Origin of the sequence: Micromonospora siamensis (assembly GCF_900090305.1) — a bacterium.
In the GTDB taxonomy this organism is placed as follows: Bacteria; Actinomycetota; Actinomycetes; order Mycobacteriales; family Micromonosporaceae; genus Micromonospora; species Micromonospora siamensis.
Genome location: NZ_LT607751.1, coordinates 390970 through 415682, shown reverse-complemented (window position 1 = coordinate 415682; position 24713 = coordinate 390970). Strand labels below are relative to the sequence as shown.

The 24713-nt window shown below is 72.2% G+C and carries 23 protein-coding genes and 1 tRNA gene; 14 read left to right on the top strand and 10 right to left on the bottom strand.

What is annotated here, in order from left to right; translation table 11 throughout:
• The first annotated feature begins 131 nt into the window (after positions 1–131).
• Genes GA0074704_RS01885 through GA0074704_RS01875 form a run of 3 tightly spaced genes read left to right on the top strand, consistent with a single transcriptional unit; the run spans position 132 to position 3943 of the window.
• Entirely contained in the window at positions 132–2009 is a 1878-nt protein-coding gene (locus GA0074704_RS01885) for a hypothetical protein (RefSeq protein WP_377470372.1), read from the top strand.
• Positions 2010–3713: a hypothetical protein gene (locus GA0074704_RS01880; protein ID WP_088968894.1), complete on the top strand. Its 1704-nt coding sequence runs from the start codon at positions 2010–2012 to the stop codon at positions 3711–3713.
• 35 nt (positions 3714–3748) lie between these two features.
• Positions 3749–3943: a hypothetical protein gene (locus GA0074704_RS01875; protein ID WP_088968893.1), complete on the top strand. Its 195-nt coding sequence runs from the start codon at positions 3749–3751 to the stop codon at positions 3941–3943.
• On the opposite strand, the gene GA0074704_RS01870 is transcribed toward GA0074704_RS01875, so the two are convergent.
• Both GA0074704_RS01870 and GA0074704_RS01865 read right to left on the bottom strand, forming a co-directional pair.
• Positions 3928–5106: a glycosyltransferase family 4 protein gene (locus GA0074704_RS01870; RefSeq protein ID WP_088968892.1), complete on the bottom strand. Its 1179-nt coding sequence runs from the start codon at positions 5104–5106 to the stop codon at positions 3928–3930. The genes GA0074704_RS01875 and GA0074704_RS01870 overlap by 16 nt on opposite strands.
• A 112-nt stretch (positions 5107–5218) precedes the next feature.
• Complete coding sequence (locus GA0074704_RS01865; protein ID WP_088968891.1) at positions 5219–6478, bottom strand: acyltransferase family protein; 1260 nt, start codon at positions 6476–6478, stop codon at positions 5219–5221.
• A 112-nt stretch (positions 6479–6590) separates the two neighbouring features.
• On the opposite strand from GA0074704_RS01865, the gene GA0074704_RS01860 reads away from it, so the two are divergent.
• The 3 genes from GA0074704_RS01860 (at position 6591) to GA0074704_RS01850 (ending at position 10465) form a co-directional block, all read left to right on the top strand.
• Complete coding sequence (locus tag GA0074704_RS01860) at positions 6591–7805, top strand: DUF3068 domain-containing protein (RefSeq protein ID WP_088968890.1); 1215 nt, start codon at positions 6591–6593, stop codon at positions 7803–7805.
• Between the two features lie 390 nt (positions 7806–8195).
• Positions 8196–8804, top strand: coding sequence for a DUF6230 family protein (locus tag GA0074704_RS01855; RefSeq protein ID WP_088968889.1), 609 nt, complete (start codon positions 8196–8198; stop codon positions 8802–8804).
• Between the two features lie 122 nt (positions 8805–8926).
• Positions 8927–10465: a DUF6114 domain-containing protein gene (locus tag GA0074704_RS01850; RefSeq protein ID WP_088968888.1), complete on the top strand. Its 1539-nt coding sequence runs from the start codon at positions 8927–8929 to the stop codon at positions 10463–10465.
• 48 nt (positions 10466–10513) lie between these two features.
• On the opposite strand, the gene GA0074704_RS01845 is transcribed toward GA0074704_RS01850, so the two are convergent.
• Together GA0074704_RS01845 and GA0074704_RS01840 are read right to left on the bottom strand one after the other, a co-directional pair.
• Positions 10514–12184, bottom strand: a complete 1671-nt coding sequence (locus tag GA0074704_RS01845; RefSeq protein ID WP_088968887.1) for a DUF885 domain-containing protein — start codon at positions 12182–12184, stop codon at positions 10514–10516.
• A 54-nt stretch (positions 12185–12238) separates the two neighbouring features.
• Positions 12239–12838 (bottom strand): Uma2 family endonuclease, encoded by a 600-nt coding sequence (locus GA0074704_RS01840; RefSeq protein WP_088968886.1) that lies wholly within the window; start codon positions 12836–12838, stop codon positions 12239–12241.
• Positions 12839–12954: 116 nt separating this feature from the next.
• On the opposite strand from GA0074704_RS01840, the gene GA0074704_RS01835 reads away from it, so the two are divergent.
• Positions 12955–13935, top strand: coding sequence for a DMT family transporter (locus GA0074704_RS01835; protein WP_231926729.1), 981 nt, complete (start codon positions 12955–12957; stop codon positions 13933–13935).
• A gap of 24 nt (positions 13936–13959) precedes the next feature.
• On the opposite strand, the gene GA0074704_RS01830 is transcribed toward GA0074704_RS01835, so the two are convergent.
• From GA0074704_RS01830 to GA0074704_RS01820, 3 genes are all read right to left on the bottom strand, one after another.
• Positions 13960–15027 (bottom strand): PHP domain-containing protein, encoded by a 1068-nt coding sequence (locus GA0074704_RS01830; protein ID WP_088968884.1) that lies wholly within the window; start codon positions 15025–15027, stop codon positions 13960–13962.
• Between the two features lie 77 nt (positions 15028–15104).
• Positions 15105–18059 (bottom strand): glycosyl hydrolase, encoded by a 2955-nt coding sequence (locus tag GA0074704_RS01825; protein ID WP_231926728.1) that lies wholly within the window; start codon positions 18057–18059, stop codon positions 15105–15107.
• 192 nt (positions 18060–18251) lie between these two features.
• Complete coding sequence (locus GA0074704_RS01820) at positions 18252–18881, bottom strand: M23 family metallopeptidase (RefSeq protein WP_408632008.1); 630 nt, start codon at positions 18879–18881, stop codon at positions 18252–18254.
• Positions 18882–19134: 253 nt separating this feature from the next.
• On the opposite strand from GA0074704_RS01820, the gene GA0074704_RS01815 reads away from it, so the two are divergent.
• The 5 genes from GA0074704_RS01815 to GA0074704_RS01800 all read left to right on the top strand — a co-directional run bounded on the left by GA0074704_RS01815 (position 19135) and on the right by GA0074704_RS01800 (position 21920).
• Positions 19135–19521, top strand: coding sequence for a hypothetical protein (locus tag GA0074704_RS01815; protein WP_088968881.1), 387 nt, complete (start codon positions 19135–19137; stop codon positions 19519–19521).
• Between the two features lie 81 nt (positions 19522–19602).
• The gene (locus GA0074704_RS28985) at positions 19603–19770 is read left to right on the top strand and encodes a hypothetical protein (RefSeq protein ID WP_172880344.1); all 168 of its coding nucleotides are present in this window, start codon (positions 19603–19605) and stop codon (positions 19768–19770) included.
• A 128-nt stretch (positions 19771–19898) separates the two neighbouring features.
• Positions 19899–20432 (top strand): tRNA adenosine deaminase-associated protein, encoded by a 534-nt coding sequence (locus GA0074704_RS01810; RefSeq protein WP_088968880.1) that lies wholly within the window; start codon positions 19899–19901, stop codon positions 20430–20432.
• A 202-nt stretch (positions 20433–20634) separates the two neighbouring features.
• Complete coding sequence (locus GA0074704_RS01805) at positions 20635–21105, top strand: nucleoside deaminase (RefSeq protein ID WP_088973381.1); 471 nt, start codon at positions 20635–20637, stop codon at positions 21103–21105.
• Between the two features lie 113 nt (positions 21106–21218).
• Positions 21219–21920 carry a dihydrofolate reductase family protein gene (locus GA0074704_RS01800; RefSeq protein WP_088968879.1) on the top strand — a complete coding sequence of 234 codons (702 nt, stop codon included), beginning with the start codon at positions 21219–21221 and terminating at the stop codon, positions 21918–21920.
• A 50-nt stretch (positions 21921–21970) separates the two neighbouring features.
• Here GA0074704_RS01800 and deoD read toward each other — a convergent pair whose 3' ends face one another.
• A complete protein-coding gene (gene deoD / locus GA0074704_RS01795; protein ID WP_088968878.1) occupies positions 21971–22678 on the bottom strand; it encodes a purine-nucleoside phosphorylase in 708 nt (235 codons plus the stop codon).
• A gap of 75 nt (positions 22679–22753) precedes the next feature.
• On the opposite strand from deoD, the gene GA0074704_RS01790 reads away from it, so the two are divergent.
• Together GA0074704_RS01790 and GA0074704_RS01785 are read left to right on the top strand one after the other, a co-directional pair.
• Positions 22754–22840 (top strand) — tRNA-Ser (locus GA0074704_RS01790).
• Between the two features lie 191 nt (positions 22841–23031).
• Positions 23032–23502, top strand: coding sequence for a hypothetical protein (locus tag GA0074704_RS01785; RefSeq protein WP_088968877.1), 471 nt, complete (start codon positions 23032–23034; stop codon positions 23500–23502).
• Between the two features lie 10 nt (positions 23503–23512).
• Here the strand turns inward: GA0074704_RS01785 and GA0074704_RS01780 are convergent, their stop codons facing one another.
• Positions 23513–24034 carry a hypothetical protein gene (locus tag GA0074704_RS01780; RefSeq protein WP_088968876.1) on the bottom strand — a complete coding sequence of 174 codons (522 nt, stop codon included), beginning with the start codon at positions 24032–24034 and terminating at the stop codon, positions 23513–23515.
• Positions 24031–24645 carry a hypothetical protein gene (locus GA0074704_RS01775; RefSeq protein WP_088968875.1) on the bottom strand — a complete coding sequence of 205 codons (615 nt, stop codon included), beginning with the start codon at positions 24643–24645 and terminating at the stop codon, positions 24031–24033. Before GA0074704_RS01775 ends, GA0074704_RS01780 begins: the two co-directional genes overlap by 4 nt.
• Positions 24646–24713 lie beyond the last annotated feature (68 nt).

The window sequence follows — 24713 nt, the reverse complement described above, 5'->3', positions numbered from 1 at the left end:
CGGCGCCGACGAGTGTCGCGCGACGTTATCCGGACCGGGCACGGACGGGCGACCTGGGCGCGGGGCGGCGTTATCGGGAGAACGGCCGTCCCCACGGCGTGTAAGCGTGTGGCAGGCTGCCGACCATGTCAATGCCAGCAGCTGAGGCCGAGACGCATCCGGAAGCCCTCGCCTCCGACGGCGACGGGCCGGGTCCGTTCGGCCGGTGGCTCCGGGCCGACCGCGTCCGTGCGGTCGCGATTGCCCTCATCGTCGTGTCCGTCGCCTGGCGCGCCGGTCTCGCCAGCCGAGGCTGGTTCTCTCAGGACGAGTTCGTCATCTCCGCTCAGGTTCTCGACTCACGGCTGGACCCGGATTTCTTCCTGCGTACCTTCAACAACCACCTCATGCCGGCTGGACTGCTGGTGGCCTGGGTGATGGTGCGGGCGGCCGGCTTCGAGGGCTGGCCGTGGGTGCTGCTGCTGGCTGCCGGGCAGGCAGCGGTCGGCGTCGCCGTCTACCGGCTGCTGCGCGACCTGCTCCGGCCGGGCTGGGGGCTGCTCGTCCCGCTGTGCCTGTTCCTGTTCAATCCGCTGACGCTCGAGGTGTCCTCGCTGTGGCTGGTCGGCTTGCTCGTGTTGCCCATGCAGCTGGCCCTGGTCCTGGCGGTGGCCGCGCAGGTCCGCTACGTGCGCACCGGCCGCTCGCGGCACCTCGTGACGGTCGCCCTGTGGGTGGTGTTCGGCCTGCTGTTCGACACCAAGTCCTTGCTGATCGTGCCGCTGCTGTTCCTGCTGACCGTCTTCCTGTTCACGTCGGGTCGTGCCTGGCGCAGCCTGGTCACGGCGGTCCGCCGGTACTGGCCGGCGTGGCTGGTGCTCGGGGTGCTCTCGGGGGCGTACCTGGCCTTCTACCTCACCCGCCCGGCCCGCGAGCTGGACGAGCCGACGTCGGTCGGTCAGGTCCTCAGCTTCCTGGGTGACCTGGTGGGTGACACGGTCGTGCCCGGTCTGGTCGGTGGGCCGTGGCGCTGGACGTACGCCGGTGACGGGCCGCCGCTCGTGGACCCGTACGACGTCGCCAAGTGGCTCTCGTGGGCGGTGCTGGTGACGCTCGTCGTGGTCACTGTCCGACGGCGCCCGTCGGCCGGTCGGGCCTGGCTGCTGCTCGCCTGCTACCTCGGGCTGGTCGCCGCGCTCTTCGCCGTCACCCGACTCGGCGGGCCGCTCGGCCCACTGGTCGGCGTCGTCCCCCGGTACGTCGCCGACGTGGTACTGGTCGCCGCGATCTGTGTCGGTGCGGCCCTGCTCGGGACGAAGGACGCCGACGAGGACGACATGTCAGCGTGGCCGGTGCCGACGGTTCTGCGGGAGCCGGGTGCCTTCGCGGTGGGCCTGATCTCCATGATCGTCGTCCTTGCCGCCATCGGGGTCGGCACCCTCTGGAGCACCGCCCGGTTCGGGGACAACTGGAGCACCAAGCACGGGCGCGAGTACCTCGCGACGGCCCAGGCCGAGTTGGCGGCGGCTCCGCCGGGCACGGTCTTCCTGGACAACGTCGTCCCGGACCGCGTCGTCGCCGGCTACTTCTGGCCGGACAACCTACAGTCGCACTTCTTCCGCCCTGCGGACCGCCGGCCCACGTTCGTCACGGAGGCCGAGCGGCCGTCGACGTTCGACGAGAACGGCCGGATCCGTCCGGTCGCGGTCCAGGGGCGGAAGATCCTGCCCGGGCCGACCGAGGGCTGCGGGCACCTGGCGAAGGGCGGTCAGACCACGAGGATCCCGCTGGACGGGCACCTGGAGGAGTGGCCGTACGTGGTGCAGTTCGGCTATCTCAGCTCGGGCGACTCCACCGCGGTCATGCGGCTCGGCGACGCCACCCGGGAGATCACCCTGCGTCGCGGGCTGAACGAGGTGTTCTTCCTGCTGGAGGGGGCCGGAGACGCCGTCGAGGTCACCGTCGGCACCCCCGGGGTGGGGGTGTGCACGAATCTGATCACCGTCGGCCGGATCGTGCCGGCGCCGTGAATGGTTGAGCGGTCCGCCGGCGACGCCCCACGGGACTGGTCGGCACGGGACCGGCTGCCGCTGTACGCCGTCGCCGCGGCCGTCACGGTGCTGGTGCTCGCCCCGCTCACGGCACCGGGCTACGCGCTGCTGTACGACATGGTGTTCGTACCCCGGCAACCGCTGAGTTGGGACCTTGTCGCCCCGGCTCAGAGCCTGCCGCGAGCGGTGCCGATGGACGCCGTGGTCTCCGTCGTCACCCAGCTCGTCCCGGGCTGGTTGGTGCAGCGGCTGGTGCTCGGTGGCGCGATCCTCCTGGCTGCGGTCGGCGCCGGCCGGCTGGTGCCCACCGATAGGCGTGCTGTCCGGCTGCTCGCCGCGGTCGCGTACGCTTGGACGCCCTATCTCGCCGAACGGTTGCTGATCGGGCAGTGGGGGCTCCTCCTCGCGTACGCCGCGCTGCCCTGGTTGGTGCGGGCTGCCCTGGACCTGCGGGCAGGGCGCGACGGGTCGCTCGCCCGGGTGGTCCTCGCCGCCGCGCCCGCCGCCATCACCCCGACCGGAGGGCTGATCGCCCTGGGGACGGTGGTCCTGCTGGCACCCGACCGGACGCGGCCGCGTCGGACGGCGGCCACGGTGGGTGTCGCGCTGCTCAACGCTCCCTGGGTGGCTGCCGCTCTGGTCACCGGCGCGGCCGGTTCCTCCGACCCGGCCGGGGTGGCGGCGTTCGCGGCGCGTGCGGAGAACTGGGCCGGACCGCTGGTGGCGCTCGCGGGCACCGGCGGCATCTGGAGCGCGCAGGCCACGCCCGCCAGTCGAGCCGCTCCGCTGGTGCCACTCGCGACCCTGGTGCTGCTGATCCTGGCCGGTGTCGGCGCCGGCCTGCTGCGGCGCCGGCTGCCCCCGGGTACGGCGGTGCGGCTGGCGGTGCTCGCCGGGGCCGCCTATCTTCTCGCCGCCTTCGGGGTACTCCCCGGCGGCGGCGCCGCGTTGCGCTGGGCGGTGGTGCACCTGCCGGGGGCTGGGCTGCTCCGGGACGGCCAGAAGTTCCTGGCCCCGTACGCTCTGCTGCTGGTGGTGTGCCTGGCGTTGGGTGTCGAGCGGCTCGTGGCCCGGATCGACCGAGAGGTGGCGGGCGTGGTTCTGGTCGGCCTGCTGCTCCTGCCGGTGGCCGTCATGCCGGACCTCGCGTTCGGAGGTGCCGGCCGCCTCCGCCCGGTGCACTATCCGGCAGACTGGCGGTTGGTCGCCGATCGGGTGGCTGACGAACCGGGCGAGACCCTCGCGCTGCCGCTGAGTGGCTACCGGGCATACCCGTGGAACCCGGGACGGGTCGTCCTGGATCCGGCACCCCGCTACCTGCCGGGGACGGTGCTGACCGACGACACGCTCCGCGTCGGCGACGTCGTGGTGGCCGGGGAGAACCCACGGCTCCGCGAGGTACGCCGGGTGCTGGCCGGCGGACGGCCGGTCGCGGCCACCGGCGTGCGCTGGGTGGTGGTGCAGCACAACGTCCCCGGCGTCGTCGATCCGGCGGCTCTCGCCGGTCTTCAGCTCGTCCACCAGGGACCATCGCTGTCCCTCTACCGCAACCCGGCGACAGCAACTCGACCTGCCGCGGCGTGGCCCGCCCGGTGGGTGGTGGTGGCGGCGCTCGGTACCGCACTTCTGGTGGTCATAACTGCCGTCTTTTCGGCGCTACGCCGACGGCCTACCGCGTGGTAACGTCCGCTCGCACGTCCCACCATTGGAGGATTGGCATGCGTAGAAGTCTGACCCTGGTCGCGTCGGGCCTGGTGGCGGCGGTACTGGGGATCCTGGCCCTCGGCGGGATCTCGGCGGCGGCCACCGCCACCGATGCCGAGGCCGCCCGCGAGGCCAGGATGGCGTCGGAAGCGGCCAAGCAGGCCGGAAAGCCGGACCCCTGGGCTCCCGTGGACTACGGCACCAGGTAGGACGGCTCGCCCCGCCGCTGCACCGGGCGGGGCGATTCCGCACCCTCCAGCAGGGCCGCGAAACGTCCACCCGCGGCCTGCCACGTGAAGCTCTCGGCGTGTTCCCGGGCCTCCGCGCCCATCCTCCGCCGCACCTCGTCCTCGTGCAACAGCGTGCGCACCTTCGCCAGGTAGTCGTCGATGTCATCGGCCAGCAGGCCGGTACGCCCGTCGACGACCGCTTCGGCGACGCCGCCCGCTTCCCGGAACGCCACCGTGGGCGTACCCGCTGATCCTGCCTCCACGATCGTCAGGCCCCATCCCTCCTTGAGCGACGGGGTCAGCGCTACCCAGGCCGAGGCGAGCAGGGCGGCCTTCTCCTCCTCCGTCACGAAGCCCCGGAAGTCCACCCGCTCGGTGATGTCCAGGTCCGCGGCCATCTCGCGCAGTTCCGACTCCCACCAGCCTTGGCCGGCCACGACCAGCCGAAGCTGGGGGAGATCGTCGGCGAGGGCCGCGACGGCCCGCAGCGCCACCTCCACCCGCTTGTGCGGCACGAGCCGGCCAAGCGTGACGAGCAGCGGGAACGGGGCCCGCTCGGCGTCGGTGCGCGGCAGCTCCGGGGTGCCGTTGTGCACGACCGCGACCTGCTCCGGCGGTACGCCGAGGGTGGCGAGTTCCCGTCGCGTCGCCTCGGAGACGGTGACGTAGCGGCACCGGCGGTAGACGCGTACGGCGAACGACGACTCGACCCACCAGCCGAACCTGGCGGCCCACTGGGGAAGGACCACCGGCCACTGTTCGCGGTGCACGTGGTGGATCAGCTTGACCACGGGCCGCCGAGCCCACAGCGGGGCGAGGAACGGCAACCCGTTGCAGACGTCGACCAGGATGTCCGGTCGACCACCGCGCCGGGCCGCCAGCGGGCCCACGCCCAGTGCACCGGCCAGGTAGCAGAGCGCCGCCCAGAGGTAGACGGTGTGTCGGCCGCCGCGTCGCACCAGCCGCACGCCCGCCTCGTTGACCTCGTCGGCGGGAGCCTGGCTGTGGGCGGCACAGAACAGGGTGGCGTGGAAACCGCGCGCCACCAACTCGGCGGCGATCCGTTCCACGTACACCTCGGATCCGCCACCCTCCGGGTTGCGGGTGTCCCGCCAGTTGAGGAACAGCACGTGTCCCGGCATGCCGACGCAACGCTCCACGCGAAACCTACTCCCAGGTAATTTAGCGACGGGCGTCACATTAGGGGTTGGGAGTGGGGCCGGCAATGCCCCGATGGGCCAGCGCTGTCCAGCGTCACGTACCGACCGTCGGTGCCGCACTGCCGGTGCCGATGGTGGGCGGAGGTGCGCCGGGCGAGGCCGCCGCCGCGTCGAGGACGGGTGCCCCGGACGCCTGGGTGGCCCTGACCCGCCGTGAGCCGAGCAACTGGACGGGCCGCTCGACGCAGTAGTAACTGACTGCGGCGTAGATCAGTGCGAAGACCAGGGTGAGGGTGAAGGTGCTGACGAAGCCCCCGGTGAACAGTGGCCGGTCGTCGACCAGGTAGATGAGTTCCAGGACCAGCGGGTGCCACAGGAACAAGCCGTAGGAGACCGCACCGAGCCACCGCGCCGAGGTGCTGCCGAGGGCTTCCTTCACGCGGTTCTGGGCCCCGAACGCCACCGGAATCAGGATCAGCGCTCCGATTCCGAGGTAGAGGGTGAGCTTGACCGCGAACTCGACGGCGGTCGGTTCGGCGAGGTCGCGGGGGCCGGCGACGGGCGTGGTGGCGATCGCCAGCAGGCCGACGGCCGCGGCGCCGCAGGCGAGCGGCGCCGAGGCGAGATCGTCCAGCACGCGGAAGGCGGGTGGCGCGGTTCCGGTCCGTAGCGCGACGTGGGCCGCCGCCAGGGCCATGCCCGCGCCGAACCAGCCCGCGTACGACGGAAGCCACATGGTGTGCAGGCTGGCGTCGAGCCAACCGAACGACATAAGGGTGAGCCACCCTGCCGTCAGCAGAACGCCCGCGCCGGCGATCACCACGGTGCGGACGGGACGCCAGGTGCGGCCTGTGGCGAGCACGGCGACCAGCGGCAGGACCAGGTAGAAGGCGACCTCGGTGGCGAGACTCCAGGTCTGGCTCAGCCCGTGGCGCAGTTGGGAGGCCCCGTAGATCTGGGTGAAGGTGAGGTGCCGGATCCAGTCGCCGCCGGACGCCGGCCGGTTCTGCGGCAGGACGGTCAGACAGACCACCACCGCCAGCCAGTAGGCCGGCAAGATCCGCAGAGCGCGCCGCCAGAGGTACCGACCGGCCCGTGGCCGGGGCCGGCCGGTCGCGGCGTTGAGCGCCCAAGGGCGAAACAACAGGAAGCCCGAGAGCACGAAGAAGATGGCGACGCCGACGTCCAGCCGCGCCAGCCAGCCGCCCCACGGCGTGTTCATGGTGACGCCGGTGTGGAATCCGACGTGGTGGCCGACGACCGCCACGGCACCGATCGCACGCAGGGCGTCGAGGGCGGGAAGCCGGACGGTGGCCGAAGGCTCCGACGCTATTGGCGTCGCGGCTGTGGACATCTGGACATCCAGGGGGTCGCTTTTGCGGGTAACCGGAGAGTAACCTCCCGCCATGTTAAGGATCGGGTGCCCCGGACAACAGGTCGTAGGGCGGCAGGTTACAGGAGGATGAGTGAAGCTTCGCGTGGGCGCCGCGTTGTTCGGGCTGGGCGTCTTGTTGCTGGTCTTCGCGGCTGGGCTGCCGTTCTACGTGGCCCCGGCCGTGACCAAGCTGCCCTATGACCTTGAACCGACGAAGTCCGTCGCGGAGGCGAAGGACGCCCGGTTCCTGAAGATCACCAGGGTCGGGGAGTCGGTGAGCATCGAGGTCCCGCAGGCCACCCTGCTGTCCAACGTCGAGGTGATTCCGAAGCCGGACGACACGAAGGACCGGCTGCCGAAGGAACTCAAGGGCGATGCGGTGATCTGGGACGTCTTCCAGACGGTCGAGCGTGCCGACAACGAGGAGGTGATCAGCCAGTACAGCACCGAGCTGGCCCTCTACCGGATCTCCGGCGCTGCCGCCCCGTGGAAGGAGCAGTGGCTCAACGAGACGGGGGCGAAGGAGACCCCGGTCGGCAACGTGACCTACTCCGGCCAGATCTACAAGTTCCCGTTCGGCACCGGGAAGCGCGACTACCAGGTGTTCGACCGTGACCTGAAGAAGGCTCTCCCGGCGAAGTTCGTCGGCACCGAGACCATCAAGGGCGTCGAGACGTATCGCTTCGAGCAGCGGATCGAGGACGAGGTGCTGGCCACCTCGGAGAACAGCCTCCAGGCGTTGCTTGGCAGGTTTGCTCCGGGCGCCACCAGCGGCCAGGTCTTCTACAGCAACACCCGGACGCTCTGGGTCGACCCGGTGACCGGCTCCTACGTGAACGTGCGGGAGCAGCAGCGCAAGGAGTTGCGTCCGGACACCGGCACTCCCACCGTTCTGTTGGACGCAGACTTCAACTACACCGACGAGACGGTCAGCCGGAGCGCCGAGACGGTCAAGGACAACCGCTTCAAGATCGGCCTGATCAGCCTCTGGGGCCCGATCGTCGCCGGCGTGCTGGGCCTCATCGCCCTCGTCGCTGGTGTGTGGCTGGTGACGCGGCCGAACGGTGGGGCCGCCCGGCACCGTGCTGACGCACCGGTCACCGGGCCGGCCGCAGCCGACCCGGCTTCGACCCGGGTGGACCAGGAACCGGTGCGCGACGAGCCGGTGACCGAGGAGCGGCCGACCGAGCGTGCGGGCGGCCCGCTCTCCGACGAGATCCCGCCGGCGTCGACGAACTGGAAGTCCGACGACGAGGCCACGGTGCCGGTGCAGCGCGCGGGGGCGGACGAGTCCGAGAAGCACTGATCCATCCGCACCATCCGCCGAGGGGCGGGCCGGACTCCGGCCCGCCCCTCGGTGTCTTTTCGGGAACGCCCGGTAGTCGTTACGTGATCGTAATATATCGATGGTTTGGAACCCGCAGTCAACGAGACGCGGTCCTTTGGTCCGGTTTGGAGTCGGTTGACGGCGATCCGCCCGCCGGCCACGGTGGACGCAGAGTGAGCGCCCGACGGGTCCCGCGTCCGGCCGCCACGGATCGCGGTGGCCGGCCTCTTGTGACCCGCGCCGCACCGGGTGCACCATCATCCGCAGTTCGTTACCCGTCGGTAACAGAAGAGCCGGCCCGGCACGGGGCCACCCCCGCACCGGCGGACACGGGCCACCACCACCCCGAACGCACCGAGGAGGAATCCCGTGCAGAACCGGATCGAGAACTTCGGACGTACCCGCTGGTGGCGCTTCGCCGCCATGATGGTGCCCGCGACCGCCGTCGCCGGGGCCATCCTCTTCGGGATCGCCAACGGAGCGATCGCCGCCGACATCACCGTCTCCGGCAAGCAGTTCAAGATCTCCGCCCAGGAGCTCGACGGGCAGGGCTTCAAGCAGTACGGCGGCGTGGTGAAGGAGAAGGACGGCAAGATCCACCCCGTCGCCCTCTCCGAGATCGGCCACGCCGACCTGACCAAGATGTGCCAGTCGGTCGACGCCAGCCTGCCCGGCCTGCCGGTGGTGCTCCGGATCGAGGCCGGCGGCGGCAACGAGCCGGCCAGCGCCGACGGGCTGCTGATCGCGATGGACTCGCTCGAGGGCGACGCCACCTTCACCCGGATCAACATCGGTCGCGACGCCAGCGACCTCAACCCGAACGCCCTCGCCGGTTCCTTCGGCCAGGACGCCCAGAAGGTGAACATCACCAAGCTGCGCCAGGTCGCCCGCTACACCACCGCCGGCACCTTCAACCTCAAGGGGCTGAAGCTGGCCGTGCACGCGTTCGACGACGCCAAGGGCAAGGAGTGCTTCTGAGCTGACCGGCCGGCTCGCGGCCTGCGCCGGTCGCCGGGGACCACCCCACCCTGGCGACCGGCCAGCCGCGAGCCGTCGGTCCCCCTGCCCACCCGCGAACCGCACCGCCAGGAGGTCACGCCGTGACACCCGTGGATCCGCAGCACGCCCGCCCGGGGCGTACCACCGGGGCGTGGGGCCGCTTCCGGCGCTGGCGACGCAGCCGGCCGTTCTGGGGCGGTCTGCTCACCGTGCTGGCCGGCGTCGAGCTCTTCGTGAGCGGCAAGCTCACCCTGGCCGGGCTCAGCCTCGCCGTCGGGCCGACCGGCTTCCTCTCCTGGATCATTCCGGTCGGGCTGGTGACCTGCGGCCTGCTGATCTGGTTCAGCCCGTCCCAGCGGCTGTTCTACGCGATCATCGCGGCGGTCACCGCCGTCTACTCGCTCAAGGGCCTCAATCTGGGTGGGTTCTTCCTCGGCATGCTGCTCGGCATGGTCGGCAGCGCGCTCGCCTTCGCCTGGACCCCGGCCGCCCAGCCGGCCCCCGCCGGGCGTGACGAGTTCGCCGGGCCGGAGGCGGTGCCCGCTCCCCGCCCGGCAGCGGACGACCGGACGCTGGTCGACGAGTTGCTGCCCGCCCGGGACGAGGGTCCGCCGCCTGGGCCGCCGGGGGTCCGCCACCGCGCCCTCGGGTTCACCGCGATCGGGCTCACCCTGGCCGGGCTGCTCACCGTTCAGGGCCCCACCCCGGTACGCGCCGCCCCGACCTGCCCGCCGACGGCGTCCGCGACCCTCTCCGGTCGGCCGGCCGCACCATCGCCCACCTCGACCGGCCCGGCATCGGCCGGCCCGACTCCGGCGCCGGTCTCCCCGTCGCCCGCCGACCCGACCCCGGCCTCGACGGGCCGGACCCGGGGCTCCGGCAACCTGATTGGGGACATCCTCGACGGGATCGGCGACCTGCTGACCGGCGGCCGGCGCACCCCCGCCGAACCCACCCCCGCGCCGAGCGGCAGCCCCACCGCCCGGACGTCGCCCGGCCCCGGCGCGACCAGCCGCACGCCGACCGGCTCCCCGAAGCCTGGTGACCCGGAGGGCGGCTCCGCCACGGTCGGTGACCCGGCACCGTCCACCACGGCGGGTCGGCCGTCGGCCTGCCCGGCGCCGCCGCGTCCGACCACCGACCCGACGCCGGCGCCGCCCCGGTCGGCCCGGGTGGCGCCGGGGGCGCCACTGCCCCGGATCGCGGCCGACCCCGGTCAGCCGCGGGTGGCCGAGCAGCCGTCGAAGCTCACCGGCACGAAGGTCACCATGACCGGCCTGCGGTTCGACGGGATCGTGGAGCTGCCCACCGCGAGCGGGAAGCTGCGGGCGTTGAAGTTCAGCATGCGCCGCGCGGTCACCGACGACTTCCTGCTGCGGGCGGGCGGTCCGGCCGGCACCACCGCCGGGTACGCCACCGACCGGCTCACCGTGCAGGGTGACGTGGACTTCTACGCCACCCGCTTCGTCGGCCGGCTGCTCGGCATCAAGATCACACTGACCCCGGACCTGCCGTTCCCGGACGGCATCCCGATCACCTCGCCGATCCCGATCACCTTCACCGACCCGGTGATCGACCTGGCGTACGTCAGCAGCAACACGCTGACCGCGCGGCCGGCGCTGCGCCTCGCCCTCACCTGACCGGATCCCCGGGGCCGGCCGGACCGGCCGCCCCGGGGAACGTGCGGGTCAGAGCCGGCCGAGCGCCCGGCGCAGCGGGTCCAGACCGAGCGAGCCCAGGTCGAGGGCCTGCCGGTGGAACTCCTTGAGGTCGAAGTCGGCGCCCTTGCGGGCCTTCGCCTCGTCGCGGGCCTGCAACCAGATCCGCTCGCCCACCTTGTACGACGGCGCCTGTCCCGGCCAGCCCAGGTAGCGGTTGAGCTCGAAGCGCAGGTTCTCGTCCGGCACCCGGCAGTGCGCCCGCATGAACTCCCAGCCCAGCTCCGGCGTCCACCGCTCACCCGGGTGGAAGCCGAACGGGTTGTCCTTCGGGATCTCCAGCTCCAGGTGCATGCCGATGTCGACGATCACCCGGGCGGCCCGGAACGCCTGTCCGTCGAGCATGCCGAGCTTGTCGCCCGGGTCGTCCAGGTAGCCCAGCTCGTCCATCAGCCGCTCGGAGTAGAGCGCCCAGCCCTCGCCGTGCCCGGAGACCCAGCACAGCAGCCGCTGCCAGCGGTTGAGCAGCTCGGCCCGGACGGCCGTCTGCGCCACCTGGAGGTGGTGGCCCGGCACGCCCTCGTGGTAGACCGTCGTCACCTCGCGCCAGGTGGAGAAGTCGGTGATGCCCTGCGGCACCGCCCACCACATCCGCCCCGGACGGGAGAAGTCCTCGCTCGGGCCGGTGTAGTAGATCGCGCCGTCGCTGGTCGGGGCGAGGCAGCACTCGATCCGCCGGACCTGCTCCGGGATGTCGAAGTGGGTGCCGTGCAGCTCGCTGATCGCCTTGTCGGCGAGCGCCTGCATCCAGTCCCGGAACGCCTCCTTGCCCTGGATGGTCCGGGCCGGGTCCGCGTCCAGCGCGGCGACCGCCTCGTCGACGGTCGCGCCCGGGCCGACGATCCGCGCGGCCACCGTCCGCATGTCGGCCTCCAGGCGGGCCAGCTCCGCGAACCCCCAGGCGTACGTCTCGTCGAGGTCGACCTTGGCACCGAGGAAGTACTGCGAGGCCAGCTCGTAGCGTTCCCGCCCGGCGGCCTGCTTGTCCCGGCCGCGCGGCGCCAACTCGGTGCGCAGGAACTGCCCGAACTCGGCGGTCGCCGCGGTCGCCGCCGCCGCGCCGCGGCGCAGCTCGGCGCCGAGCGCCCCGTCGGCGCCCAGCCGCTCGACCAGCCCGTGGTAGAAGTTGTCGCCGTCCGGGTCGACCCAGGTGTCGCACTGCTTGGCCACCTCGACCAGCTGGACCTTGGAACTGATCTGCCCGGCGTCGGCCGCCTCGCGCAGCGTGGTCTTGTAGCCCTCCAGCGCGCCGGCCAGCTTGTTGAGCCGGGCGGCGATGTTGGCCTTCGCGTCGTCGGTGCCGGTCGGCATCAGGTCGAAGACCATCCGGATCTCGTGCAGGCCGCTGACGATCACGCTGACCTCGCTGGTCACCTCCCCGGCGTCGTAGCGGGCCAGCTCCAGGCCGAGGCGCTCCTGCATCGCCTCCTTGGCGGTCCGCTCCCGCTCCGACTCCGGCTCGGTGACGTCCAGGTCGGCCAGCGTGCGCCGGGTCAGGTCGGCGCGGGCCGCGTACCCCTCCGGCGACAGGTCGTCGAGCTGGTCGTCGTAGCCGGAGATGCCGACATAGGTCGCGCCGCTCGGGCTCAGCGGCGCCCAGTCGGTCACGTACCGGTTCGCGAGGTCATCGATTCGTCCCACGGTGCGAACCCTACGCGAACCGGGCGGGCCGCTGTCGACCCTGATTCGCCGTGTTCAGGGCAGCAGATCGGCCGGATCGAAGTCGATCGGGAACGGCAGGTCCGCGCGGAGCCGTTGTCCGCTGACTGCCTGCGCGACAGGGTCGTAGCCACCAAATTCGCCAATGGTGGAGAGTTCGACCGCCACGTGCCTCAACCGGCGGGAGATCTCGACCCGCATGAAGTACGGCACCCCACCCTCGGCGCAGCGACGCGGCTTGTCGATGAAGTCCTGTCGGCGGCTGCTCGGCGAAACGAACTCGACGGCCATCGTGCACAGGTGGGCCGGGATCCAGCGGTCCTCCTCGTCGGTCTTCGGAAGGTCGTGCAGGATCGTGACGTCCGGCTGGATCCAGCGCTGCGGCGCGAAGGTCAGGTTCACCTGCCCGTACACGTAGCAGCCGGCGGCCTCGGCGGTTGGCCCGAGAAGGCGAATCAGCCTGCCCTCACCGAAACTGTTCGTGCCAACCTCAGCGGGTGTCATGACCAGCCTTGCGTCGATGCACTCGTACCGTGCATCGGGCAGTTCCGGTAGCGGGAGGTAGCGCTCCGCGAGCTGGGTGGTCCACATCCCGTCGAGGTCTACGAGCGGGTCGAAACGCATGGGCATGGCCATCGGGGGCACCTCCTCGGCTGGTCGACGCACCACCACTGTAAGTGGTTCCTGTGGTGCTCGACACCGCGTCCGAATATCGCGGGACTTCGTCGTACCCCTGCGGCAGAGTGTCAGGGGTGAACGCCGCCACCACCCCTGACAAGGCGCCGCTGCGCAGCTGGCTGCCGGGCTTCCTCGCGCTCGCCGCGATCTGGGGCTCGAGCTTCCTGTTCATCAAGGTCGGCATCCGTGAGCTGCACCCGCTCCAGCTCACCCTCTACCGGGTCGCCGCCGGTGCGATCACCCTGCTCGTGGTGCTGGCGCTGCTGCGCGACCGGCTGCCCCGCGAGCCGCGGATCTGGGCGCACCTGTTCGTGGTGGCGGCCCTCGGCGTGGCGCTCCCGTTCACCCTCTTCGGCTTCGGCGAACAGCGGGTCGAGTCGATGCTGGCCGGGATCTGGAACGCCACCACGCCGCTGATCGTGCTGCCGATGGCGGTGCTGGTGTTCCGCACCGAGCGGCTGACCCTGCGCAGTGCCGCCGGCCTGGGGCTGGGCTTCCTGGGCGTGCTGGTGGTGCTGGGCATCTGGGAGGGCGTCGGCGGAGCCCACTTCACCGGCCAGCTGATGTGCTTCGGCGCGGCGGCCTGCTACGGCGTCGCCATTCCGTACCAGAAGCGGTTCGTCGCCGGGAGCAGCCACTCCGGCCTGTCGCTGTCGGCGGTGCAGTTGCTGCTGGCCACCCTCCAGCTCGCCGTGGTGGCGCCGCTGGTGGCCGGGGCGCCGCCGGTGCCCACCGACCTGTCCGGCGAGGTGCTGGCCAGCGTGCTGGCGCTCGGCGCGCTCGGCACCGGGCTGGCCTTCGTGATCAACATGCGGAACATCCGGGTGGCCGGGGCGAGCACCGCCTCCACAGTGACCTACCTGATCCCGGTCTTCGCGGTGCTGATCGGCGCGCTGGCCCTCGGCGAGCGGCTGAACTGGCACCAGCCGGTCGGCGCGCTGGTCGTGCTGGCCGGGGTCGCGGTCACCCAGGGCCTGGTCGGTCGGCGTCGCCGCCGGCCCGTTCCCGCCGGCACCCCGGCCGTCCCCGCGGCGGAGCCGGCCGGCCGGCGCTGACCCGGCCCAACCCGACCGAGGCGGTCAGCCGCGCGAGCTGGTCCACTTCACCAGGCGGGCAGCGGTCCACGTGTTGACCACCCGGTCCGCCGGCACCCCGCACAGCGCCGCGCGTTCGCAGCCGAACCGCTGCCAGTCGAGCTGCCCGGGGGCGTGCGCGTCGGTGTCGATCGCGAACCGGCAGCCCGCCTCCAGCGCCCGGCGGATCAGCCGCTTCGGCGGGTCCTGCCGCTCCGGCCGGGAGTTGATCTCCACGGCGACGTCGTGCTCGGTGCACGCGGCGAACACGGCGTCCGCGTCGAAGTCGCTCTCCGCCCGGGTACGCGCCCGGTGCGCCCGGTCGCCCGGCCCCTTCACCCCGGCCGGCCGGGAGGCCACCATCCGCCCGGTGCAGTGCCCGAGGATGTCCAGGTGCGGATTGGCGACGGCGGTCAGCATCCGCCGGGTCATCTTCGCCCGCTCGTCGTTCAGCCCGCTGTGCACCGAGCCGACCACCACGTCGAGGCGGGCCAGCAGCTCCTCGTTTTGGTCCAGCGAGCCGTCTGCGAGGATGTCCACCTCGATGCCGGTGAGGATGCGGAAGCCCTTCGGCAGCGCGTCGTTGATCGCCGCGACCTGGTCGAGCTGGCGGCGCAGCCGCTCCGCGGTCAGGCCCCGGGCCACCTTCAGTCGGGGGGAGTGGTCGGTGAGCACCACGTACTCGTGACCCAGTTCGACCGCGGCGAGCGCCATCTCCTCGATCGGTGACCCGCCGTCGGACCAGTCGGAGTGGGTGTGGCAGTCACCGCGCAGCGCCTCCCGCAGCGCGGTCGCCGCGGCGTCCAGGTCGGTGCCCTCGGTGGCGACCAGCCGGCGTAGGTAGACCGGCTCCTCGCCGGCCAGCGACTCGGCCACGCAGCGGGCCGTGACGTCGCCGACGCCGGGCAGCTCGGTGAGCGTGCCGCCGCGCGCCCGCTGGGCCACCTCTCCGGCGGGCAGCGCGGCCAGCGCCTTGGCTGCCGAGCGGAACGCCCGGACCCGGTAGGTGGCCTCGTTGGCCCGTTCCAGCAGGAACGCGATCCGGCGCAGGTCGGCGATGGGATCCCGGCTCATGACCCCAGAACCTACGCGCCCGCGCCGCCGGTCGGGGTACGACCGGCGGCGCGGGTTGGTGGTGGTGCGTCAGCGGATCAGGAGAACGGCAGCTTCACGACCGACTGGTCGCCGGTGCCGAGGGTGGTCGGGTTGACGCCGATGGCGGACCAGACCTCCACCTTCACCGTGCCGTTGGCGAGGTTGCCCAGCGTGCCGGTGCTGGAGAGCAGCCCCTGGTTCTGCGTGTAGTGCTCCCACCCGGGCACCGGGTCGGTCGGGAAGTACCGGTAGGTCTCCACCCGGTCGAAGGTGCCGTCACCGGTGAGGTCGTACGAGACCCGGGCCTGGACGCCGTTGCCGACCGCCTGGTTGGCGTCGAGGAACAGGTCCAGGTTGGTCTGCCCACCGGTGTAGGTGAGGTTCAGCCCGGTCGAGGTGAAGACCACCGGGTTGTGCGGGGTGCCGTCCCAGTTGGCGCCCCCGGCACTGGACACCGAGGTGGTGCCCGAGGCCGCGGCCGCGCCCATCGCCCCGCCGCCGAGCAGGTACTGCGTCGGCGAGCTGGTGGCCGGCGGGGTGGTGGCCGGCGGGGTCGTCGCCGGCGGCGTGGTCGCCGGCGGCGTGGTCGCCGGCGGGGTCGTCGCTGGCGGCGTGGTGCTCGGCGGGACCGTGGTCGGCGGCGTGGTGGTGTCCACCCCGCCGGTCGCGTTGCCGCCACTCCAGGTGGACGCCCCGGTGGTGGCCGTCTTTCCGGCGGCGACCGTGAGGCTGGTGCCGTCGGAGAAGGTGACCGTCAGCGGGTTGGCGGTGATGTTGCTGGCCACGTAGGTGCGGGCACCGTTGCGGTTGAAGACCGCGGCCAGCGGGTGGTTGGCGGTGATCGACGTGTCGACCTGGCCCAGCGCCGCGAGGTTGCGGATCCAGTGGAAGGTGTGCGCCCGGCTCTCCCCCTCCTCCGGGGTGTAACCGGGGTTGGCGCGCAGCTTGCTCAGCGCCGCGTCCGGATCCCCGAGGGCGAGGAACTGCCATGCGATGTCCTGCCACACCGTCGGTTCGCCGCCGTTGTTGCGGACCAGCTCGGCGTAGTTGGTCTTGTTGTACGCCGGGTTGTAGCCCAGGTACAGGTGACCGCCGGTGACCGGGAGCATGTTGATGCCCTGGATCATCTCCGGGTCGGCGCTGAACCAGGTGGCGTACGCCCCGCCGTCTCCCCAGACCATGCCGACCGTGGAGTGGCCGAAGTTGGCCGGGAAGTTCTCGTCGTCGGCGTCGAACCAGTACTCCTGGATCGCCGCCGCCTGCGTGGTGTAGATGAAGATGCCGGCGTCACGGACCGCCGTGTTGCCGGTCGCCTGCCCCCACTGGATCAGGGCGTTGGCGAAGTTCATCCCCTCCGACGACGACTCCTGGTTGTTGCCGGCGTTGAACGAGCCGTGCCCGGAGGCCCAGTCGTGCCCGGCGTAGATGTCGAAGTCGCGCAGGTACGGGAAGCGGGTGTCCTCGCGGCTGTAGTTGTTGGCGTCGCGGATCAGCAGGTCCACCATGCCGCCGTACTGGGCGGTGCTGGCCCAGGCCGGGTCGAACTTGGCCAGGGTGGCGGCGGCCGCGATGTAGTAGCCGTAGTGGAAGTGGTGGTCGTTGAGCTCCTGGTCGGACCCGTACGACGCCGGGTAGCCGATCATGGTGCCCCAGTTCTTGTCGTAGTAGAAGACCTTGGCGGTCTTGCCCTGCGACGCGGTGAACCAGTCGGTCAGCGTGCTCTTGATGGCGTTGAGCGCGGCGGTACGGGTCTCCGTGTCACCGACCAGGTCGGCGATCTCGGCGATCCGGGCGGCCCGGCCGAGGCCCTTGCCGGTCCAGTAGGTGTCGCCACCGCGCTGGTCCATCGGGTTGCCGCGCAGCGCGGCGAGCTGGTCCTTCAGCTGGGCCAGGTCGGCGCCGCTGCCGGTGCCCACGGCGGGCAGCTCGGGGAGCACCCCGTGGAACTTCATCGAGGTACGGAACTGTGAGATCCCGGCCAGCACCTTCATCCGGCCCCGTGCGGACGGGTAGGTGAGGGTGAGCGGGGTGGAGCCGGTGAGCGCCTTCCACTGGTGCGGGTAGAGGCTCACCACGGTCGCCGTGTCGGTGCCCTCCATGGCCTTCGTGGTGAAGGCGTAGGTGGTGTTCACCGTGCTGCTGGCCTGGTCGTAGGTGTACCCGACGCGGGTGCCGGTGACGTGCGCGTGGGCGTACCGGCCGTAGGTGGTGGCCAGCTCGGTGCGGGAGGCGGCGTCGGTGGTCGGCGTGGTGGGCAGCAGCGCGATGGAGAAGTAGCCCTTGCCGGCCAGGCTCGACGAGATCCGGCCGTTCGCGACGCTCCAGGTCGCGCCGGTCGGGGCGTACGCGACGTAGTCGTGGCCCTTGACGGTGAAGCCGATGGTGGCTCCGCTGTTGGACCAGACCGTCGCGCTGCCGCCGGTCGGGTTGATCACGGCGTCGCCGCCGCTGGTCTGGAAGTAGGAGAACGGCAGGCCGTGGCCGATGGTGGCCCGCATGGTCCGGACCCCGTCACTCCAGTACGGGGTGACCGTCCAGTCGGACCAGTCGTCGACCTTCACCACCGGGACGCCCATCGCGGCGACGCCGACCCGGAAGTCCTCGGAGTACGCGAACTTGTACTCGCCGACGCCGGTGGACGTGCCGGTGATGGCGGCGGTGGACGGGGCCGAGAAGCCGAGGCCGTCGCTGAACGCCTGGTAGGAGACCGGATGCGCGTGCAGCGGCTCGCTGTACGAGCAGTTGGTCTTCTTCCACAGCAGCGACGACCACCAGTCGTTGGTGGGGATCGGGCCGGCCGGCGCGTTGGCCGTGGCGTACTGACGGGGGTTGGTGGTGAGATCACCGCAGCCGGAGGGGAGTGGCCCCACCCGGTCGGTGGTGTAGCTGCCGGCCCCCACGGTGGCGGCTTCGGCGGTCGAGGCGTTTACGACGGTCAGGCCGCCGAGGACGAGGGCCAGTGCGGTGGTGGCGGCAAGGGCCCAGGAGCGGTGTGGTGCAGGAGGTTTCACGGGTGCCTCCATGCGCCGTGCCGGTCGGGGCCGGCACGGTGCTCGTCGGAATTGTGAGGTTCATTGCCTGAGAGAGCGCTCTCTCAGGACGGGACGTTAACCCCCGGCAAGACTCGCGTCAATGTATCCGACCGGTTAAGGCGTGATGTCGCCTTTGGATCGCTCCCATGTCCATCCAGGACCGGCGAAAGGTCAGCCGGCTCCGCCGTTGGACGGCGCGGTCCTCGGGCAGCCCCGCTCTCGCTGCCAGGAGGTCACCTCCGCCACCGGCGAGCGGTTGCCGCCCCGGCGCCAGGAGTCGAGGTAGCGCGCCGGCCACACCACGCCCCGCCGGATCCACCAGTCGTCGTGCCCCGAGCACTTCGGCGACAGGCCGAAGTGCACGTGGCAGACGTTGTTCGCGTTGCCCGTCCGACCCACCCGGCCCAGCTGCTGGCCGGCGCGGACCCGGGTTCCCGCCTCGACGCCGTCGACGACCCGGCTCAGGTGGGAGCCGTAGTAGCGCACCCCGTCGTCGCCGAGCAGCGACACCGACAGCCCGCCGTTGTACGGCCCCTGCGGGCCGGAGCGGCTGTACCGGTCGACCCGGGACACCTCCAGCACCTGCCCGTCGGTCACCGCCAGGAACGGCTCACCGCAGTCGGCGAAGATGTCGGTGCCCGGGTAACCCGAGTGGGTCGGGTGGTAGTCGACGTCGTCCGCGCGTACCGGGAAGACCCGGCGCACGTCGGTCCGGCGCGGGCTCGGCGACGCCGAGGGCGTCGGCCGGGCCGACGGCTTCGCCCGGCTCGTCGTCGGCGCCGGCTGCTCCGCGGTGGCCATGTCGGTCGGCGCCACCCAGCCGCCGGTCGTCGGGGCCGCGGCGGGCCGGTCCGTCACGGCGCAGCCGCCGGCCAGCACCGGCCCGAGCAACAGCAGGACCGGGTACGCGACGGCGCGGCGACGTCGGACGGATCGCGAGGACATCCCGTCATCCTGGCAGACCGGTACGGTGGAGAGGGGTCCCGCACCGGTCGCTTTGCGTAGTGACGGTGATCCCTCCTCGACGGTCACGGTGGGTGAAGGGAGTACGCCGATGCACGGCCAGCCCGGTCATCCGGTCGACCCGACCGTCGCCCGTGCCGTGCCGCGTACGCCCTCCGGCCTCTTCCCCGCCGGGCCACCGTCCCGCCCCACCTGGCGCGAGCCGAATCCGGTGACCGGCAGCGGCGTCGCCATGGGCGGGGCGCTCGCCGCCGCCTGGCTGCTCCTCTTCGGCCTGCTCGGCCGGGACGTGCCCGGCTACGGCTGGTGGACGGTGTTCGCCGGGGTGATCGCCTGGCTGGCCGCGCTGGCCCTGGTCCGGTTCGGCGACCGGGGGGTGGCCACGGGGGTCGCCATCGTCACCGCGGGCGGCTGGAGCATCGCCGCGGCCGTGCTGGCGGTGCGCTGGGCGACCACCGGGGACTGGCCGCTCTGGTGATCTACGCCACTCTCCGTAGGTGGTCCGCTGCGTTCCGAACGGCATCTTGACGTACCCGCTGTCACTGGGCACGCTCGCGGTATGGCCCTGACCACCCAGCGGCTCGACCCGGATCGAAGCCGTCGTCGCCAACAGCTCCTCGCCGAGCTGGCGGGTGCTCGCAAGGTACGCCAACGGGATCGGCCCCGACGGGTACGCAGCGAGCAGTTGCGGCAGCTCATCGCCACCCGCCGCCGGATCGCCGGCTGACCGACCCGGCCAACTTTCCTCGGATTGACCGGCCCTTCGGGGCGTTGACCGGTCGCCTGCCGACCCGACCGGCTAACGTGCACGCGTAACGGGTCGGCGTGCTGCGCCGAGGCGATTTTGGGGGGACCGTGTCGTACTTCGCTGCCGCGGTGGTGCGCGTCGAGGGCGGCTGGACCGCCGCCGAGGTGAGCCTGCGGGGCGCCACCGACCTGGACGAGGTGGCCGAGCGCCTGCGCGACGTCGAACCCGACGCCGACCTGTCCCTGCTCTTCGTCGAGGCCGACGACGCGTACCTGGTGGTCATGCGGCTGGACGACGGCGAGGACCTGCGGGTCTTCGGCTCCGACTCGGCGTTCGCCGAGGAGTCCCGGCTCGGCGCCCTGCTGGTCGGCGACCTGAAGGCCTCGGTGACCGGGCTGGACGACACCGACGAGCCGCGCCCGGCCGCCGCGTCCGGCGGCGACGAGGAGAGCGACCAGCCGGCCGTCGACCCGGAGGCCGACCCGGTGGGCGACGCCGACCTCCTCGCCGACCTGGGCATCTCCGCCCAGCGCCTGCTCAACCTCTGTGCCCGGGAGGGCATGATGCCCGCCGACGTCACCGCCGAGGTGTGCCAGGTGCTCGGCTGCGCCGACGAGGTCGAGGAGCTGCGTGAGGTCTGACCCGCCGGGCGGACCCGAACTGTCCGGGGGCGGCTCCCCGCTGGCCGGCGCCGCCGAGCCGGCCGACGCCACCGACCCCGCCCTGGGCGGCGTACGCCCGGGTCAGCCGACCCCCGGCGCGGCCGGGCGGATCGGTCCGGGTGCCGACGAGGGGCTGGCCGAGCCCGACGGCCTCGGCCGGCGGCAGCGGCACGAGCTGTGGATGCGTCGGGCCCTGGACATCGCCGTCACCGGCCCGGAGCTGCCCGCCGAGCGCGCGGGCGCCGACCCGCCGGCCACCGGCGCGGCGGTCGACGACGTGCCCGTGGGCGCGGTCGTCTACGGCCCGGACGGCGCCGAACTGGCCGTCGGGCGCAACGAACGCGAGCTGACCGGCGACCCCACCGCCCACGCCGAGGTGCTGGCGCTGCGCCGGGCCGCCGAACGGCTGGGCCGCTGGCGGCTGGACGACTGCACCCTCGTGGTGACCCTGGAACCCTGCACCATGTGCGCCGGCGCGATCGTGCTGGCCCGGATCTCGACGGTCGTCTTCGGCGCCTGGGAACCCAAGACCGGGGCCGCCGGCTCGCTGTGGGACGTGCTCCGCGACCGCCGCCTCAACCACCGTCCCGAGGTCTACCCCGGCGTCCTCGCCGCCGAGAACGCCACCGTCCTGCGCGCCTTCTTCCGGTGAGGCTCGGATGTGACCGCCGTCACCTCTGGCGTCGGTAGGGTTCCCCGGCCCGGCTCCGACCACCTGGCGAAGGGCGCCGCGAAGGCGCCGCGTACGAGGTGAGGGGAAATCCGATGACCAAGGTGACCGCGCAACTGTCCGTGTCGCTCGACGGCTTCTACGCGGGGCCGCGGCACAACGGCGACGGCGACTGGATGGAGTCGGCGGAGGCCGCCGCGTTCTTCCGGGTCACCCGCTGGGTCACCGACGCGATGGCGTGGCGGGAACGGCAGGGCTTCACCGGCGGCGTACGGGACACCAACTCCGAGATCATCGCCGAGACGTTCGAGGCGGCCGGGGCGTACGTGATGGGCCGCCGGATGGCCGACGGCGGCGAGGTGCCGTGGGGCGACGAACCGCCGTTCCGCGCGCCCGTCTTCGTGGTCACCCACCGGCCCCGGGAGACCCTGGTCCGGCAGGGCGGCACCAGCTTCACGTACGTCACCGACGGGGTCGCCGAGGCCGTCGAGCGGGCGCGTGCCGTGGCCGGCGGGAAGAACGTCGCCATCGCCGGCGGCGGCAGCCTGGTCCGCCAGGTGCTCCGGGCCGGGCTCCTCGACGAACTGGAGCTGCACGTCGTACCCGTGGTGCTCGGCGAGGGCCTGCGCCTGCTCGACGCGGACCTCGACCTCGACGTGAAGGAGGCGATCGAGCTGACGCCCGTCCGCGTCGTCCCCACCCCCGAGGCCACCCACATCCGCTACCGCGTCGAGGGCCGCGCCCCGCTCCTGCTCGACGACCGGGGCAGCGGCGGCGGTCCGACCACCACGCGGTGAGCGGCTCGCCGGTGGCGGTCCGGGGCGGGCGCCCCGGACCGCCCCGGATGTCAGGAGATGACGGTGTCGAGGCCGATCTCGACCATCTGGGAGAAGGTCTGCTCCCGCTCCTCGGCCGTGGTCTTCTCACCGGTCTTGATGTGGTCGCTGACCGTCAGGATGGTCAGCGCCCGGGCCTTGAACCGGGCGGCGATCGTGTAGAGCGCCGCCGACTCCATCTCGACCGCGAGGACGCCGTAGTCGGCCAGGGTGTCGTAGAGGTCCGGGCGGTCGGTGTAGAAGGCGTCCGCCGCCAGGATCGGGCCCACCCGCATCTGGATGCCGCGCCGCTCGGCCACGTCGACCGAGGTACGCAGCAGCCCGAAGTCGGCCACCGGGGCGTAGTCGATCAGGCCGTCGAAGCGCATCCGGTTCATGTTCGAGTCGGTGGACGAGCCGATCGCCGCGACCACGTCGCGCAGCTGCAGCTCCTCGGAGAGGGCACCGCAGGAACCGACCCGGATCAGGGTCTTCACGCCGTAGTCGTTGACCAGCTCGTGGGCGTAGATGGAGGCCGAGGGCATGCCCATGCCCGAGCCCTGGACGGACACCTCGACGCCGTTCCAGCGCCCGGTGAAGCCCAGCATGCCGCGCACCGTCGAGTAGCACTTGGCGTCCTCGAGGTAGGTCTCCGCGATCCACTTGGCCCGCAGCGGGTCGCCCGGCATCAGGACCCGCTCGGCGATCTCTCCCGGCTTAGCGCCGATGTGCGTACTCATGGCAAAGATCCTGCCAGGCCGGCGGGCGGGATACCGGTTCGGCGTCCCCCTCGGTGGTCCTGTACCCTCGTCGGCGGTGGCGTGTCCGAGTGGCCTAAGGAGCACGCCTCGAAAGCGTGTGAGGGTTTACGCCCTCCGCGGGTTCAAATCCCGCCGCCACCGCTCGTGACAAGCGAGGACGCCCGGTCGATCCGCGAGGATCGCACCGGGCGTTCTCGCTGTCCGCGTCCCGTTCCCGCCGGTTCGCGGCGTCTGCGCCGTCCCGGGCTCCTCGCGCGCTTCCCACCGCCTACCAGCCCCTTCGGCGTCGACGGGGCAGCGAGCGGTCGGCACAGCCTCTACTGTGGCCCGTCATGCAGTCCGAACCCATCCTCATCGACGAGGTCGCCGGCCCCGTGGTCGTCGAGATGAACACGTTCACCGGCCGGGGCACGATCTTCGTGGCCGGCGTGCCGGAGCACCGGGAGGACGGCTGGTTCCACCTCCCCGCCAAGGGCGGCGGCAGGGTGCGGGCCAAGCTGCGTGCCTCGATCCTCGACCCCTGGCCGACGGTCGAGGTCCTCGGCGCGAAGCACCGGACGGGGCCCAAGGTGCCTGCTGCGCTCCTGGTGCTGGCCGTGTTTCCCTTCGCGCTGGTGTTCGTCGGTGGACTGCTCGGTGGACTGCTGGGCGGTCTCGCCGCCGCCGTGAACCACGGCATCGCCCGGAAGCCGTCGTCGGTGGCGGCGCGGGCAGCGCAGATGGTCCTGGTCGCGGCGCTCGCGGCGGGGGCGTACCTGCTGGTGGCCGGGATCGTCACGGCCGCCACCGACCAGCCGCGGTGAGCGTGGCGCCTCAGCAGGGGCCGTAGCCCTCGTCGAAGAGGCGGCGGGCCCAGTCCGCGTACCCGGCGATGGTCTGCCGGACCACCCGCCCGTCGTGCAAGAAGAGGTACGCCCGGTCGCCGCTGCGCGCCAGCACCCCGTCGAGCCGGTACGTCCCGGCGGGCGCCCGGAGCCGGACCGCCGACGGGTAGCGCGCCCAGACCTCGGCGATCGGCGTGCCGGCGCTGATCCCCTCCGGTGTGCTCATCGGGTCGTCGGCCCAGAGCAGCACCAGGCGGTCGTCGATGAAGATCGGGCTGACCGCCTCGTGGCCGGCGAGCATCGGCCCGCACGCCTCCACGTCGGAGCGCAGGATGCCGCGTCTGGTCAGCTCCTCTTCGCTGTCGCCGAACTCGACGCCGCCCACCCCGTTGAGGTCGATCACCTCGGTGTTGCCGGCGGGCGTGGTCGCCGGTGGCCCCTGGACGCCGCTGCCGGCGGCCGAGGCGGCGACGAGCAGTGTGGCGATGAAGGCAAATTGTCGCAATTTCATGGAATCCCCCAGTCCCCAACGGGACCGGGCCGCGCAGGTTGCTGGTCGGCGGCGGATTGCTCCGATTCCCACTCCTCGGCCAACTCGTCCCAGTAGTCGGCGGTGAGCCCGCGCCGCCCGTGCGCCAGCCAGCCGGCGGTGTCCCGCTCCAGGTGCAACCCCAGCTCGGCGAAGAGGTCGATCCACGGCCCCGGCTCGACACCCAGCCGGGCCAGCGCCGAGTTGATCGGCCACTCGGCGCGCGGCCGGTCCAGCGCGCCGTCGAAGCACGGCCCCCAGCTGACCTCACCGCCCAGCCACACCACCGCGGCCTGGTGCCCGAGGCCACCAGCGAAGCCCGCCTCCAGGTACGCCACCGGCCCCCGCCGCGACCAGCGGGCCAGCAGCTCCGCCAGTGCCGGCCGCAGGACCAGGTGGAACGGCCGCTCCGGGCCGGGCTCGCCGGGCGCGAAGTCGGGCAGGTCGCCGGTCAGCTCCTCGACCAGTTGCGGCGTCACCGGCAGCAGCGCGAAGTCCTGCCGCAGCGCGGCCAGCACCCCGTGGTCCAGGTCCGCGGTCTGCTCGCGGAGCAGTTCCACGTCGGCCACCACCGCGCTGAGCTGGTAACTCATCCTCGCCCTCCGCCATCCACAGGCTGTGGATGGAACATGTGTACGACTGCCGCCCGGTCCTCGACCGG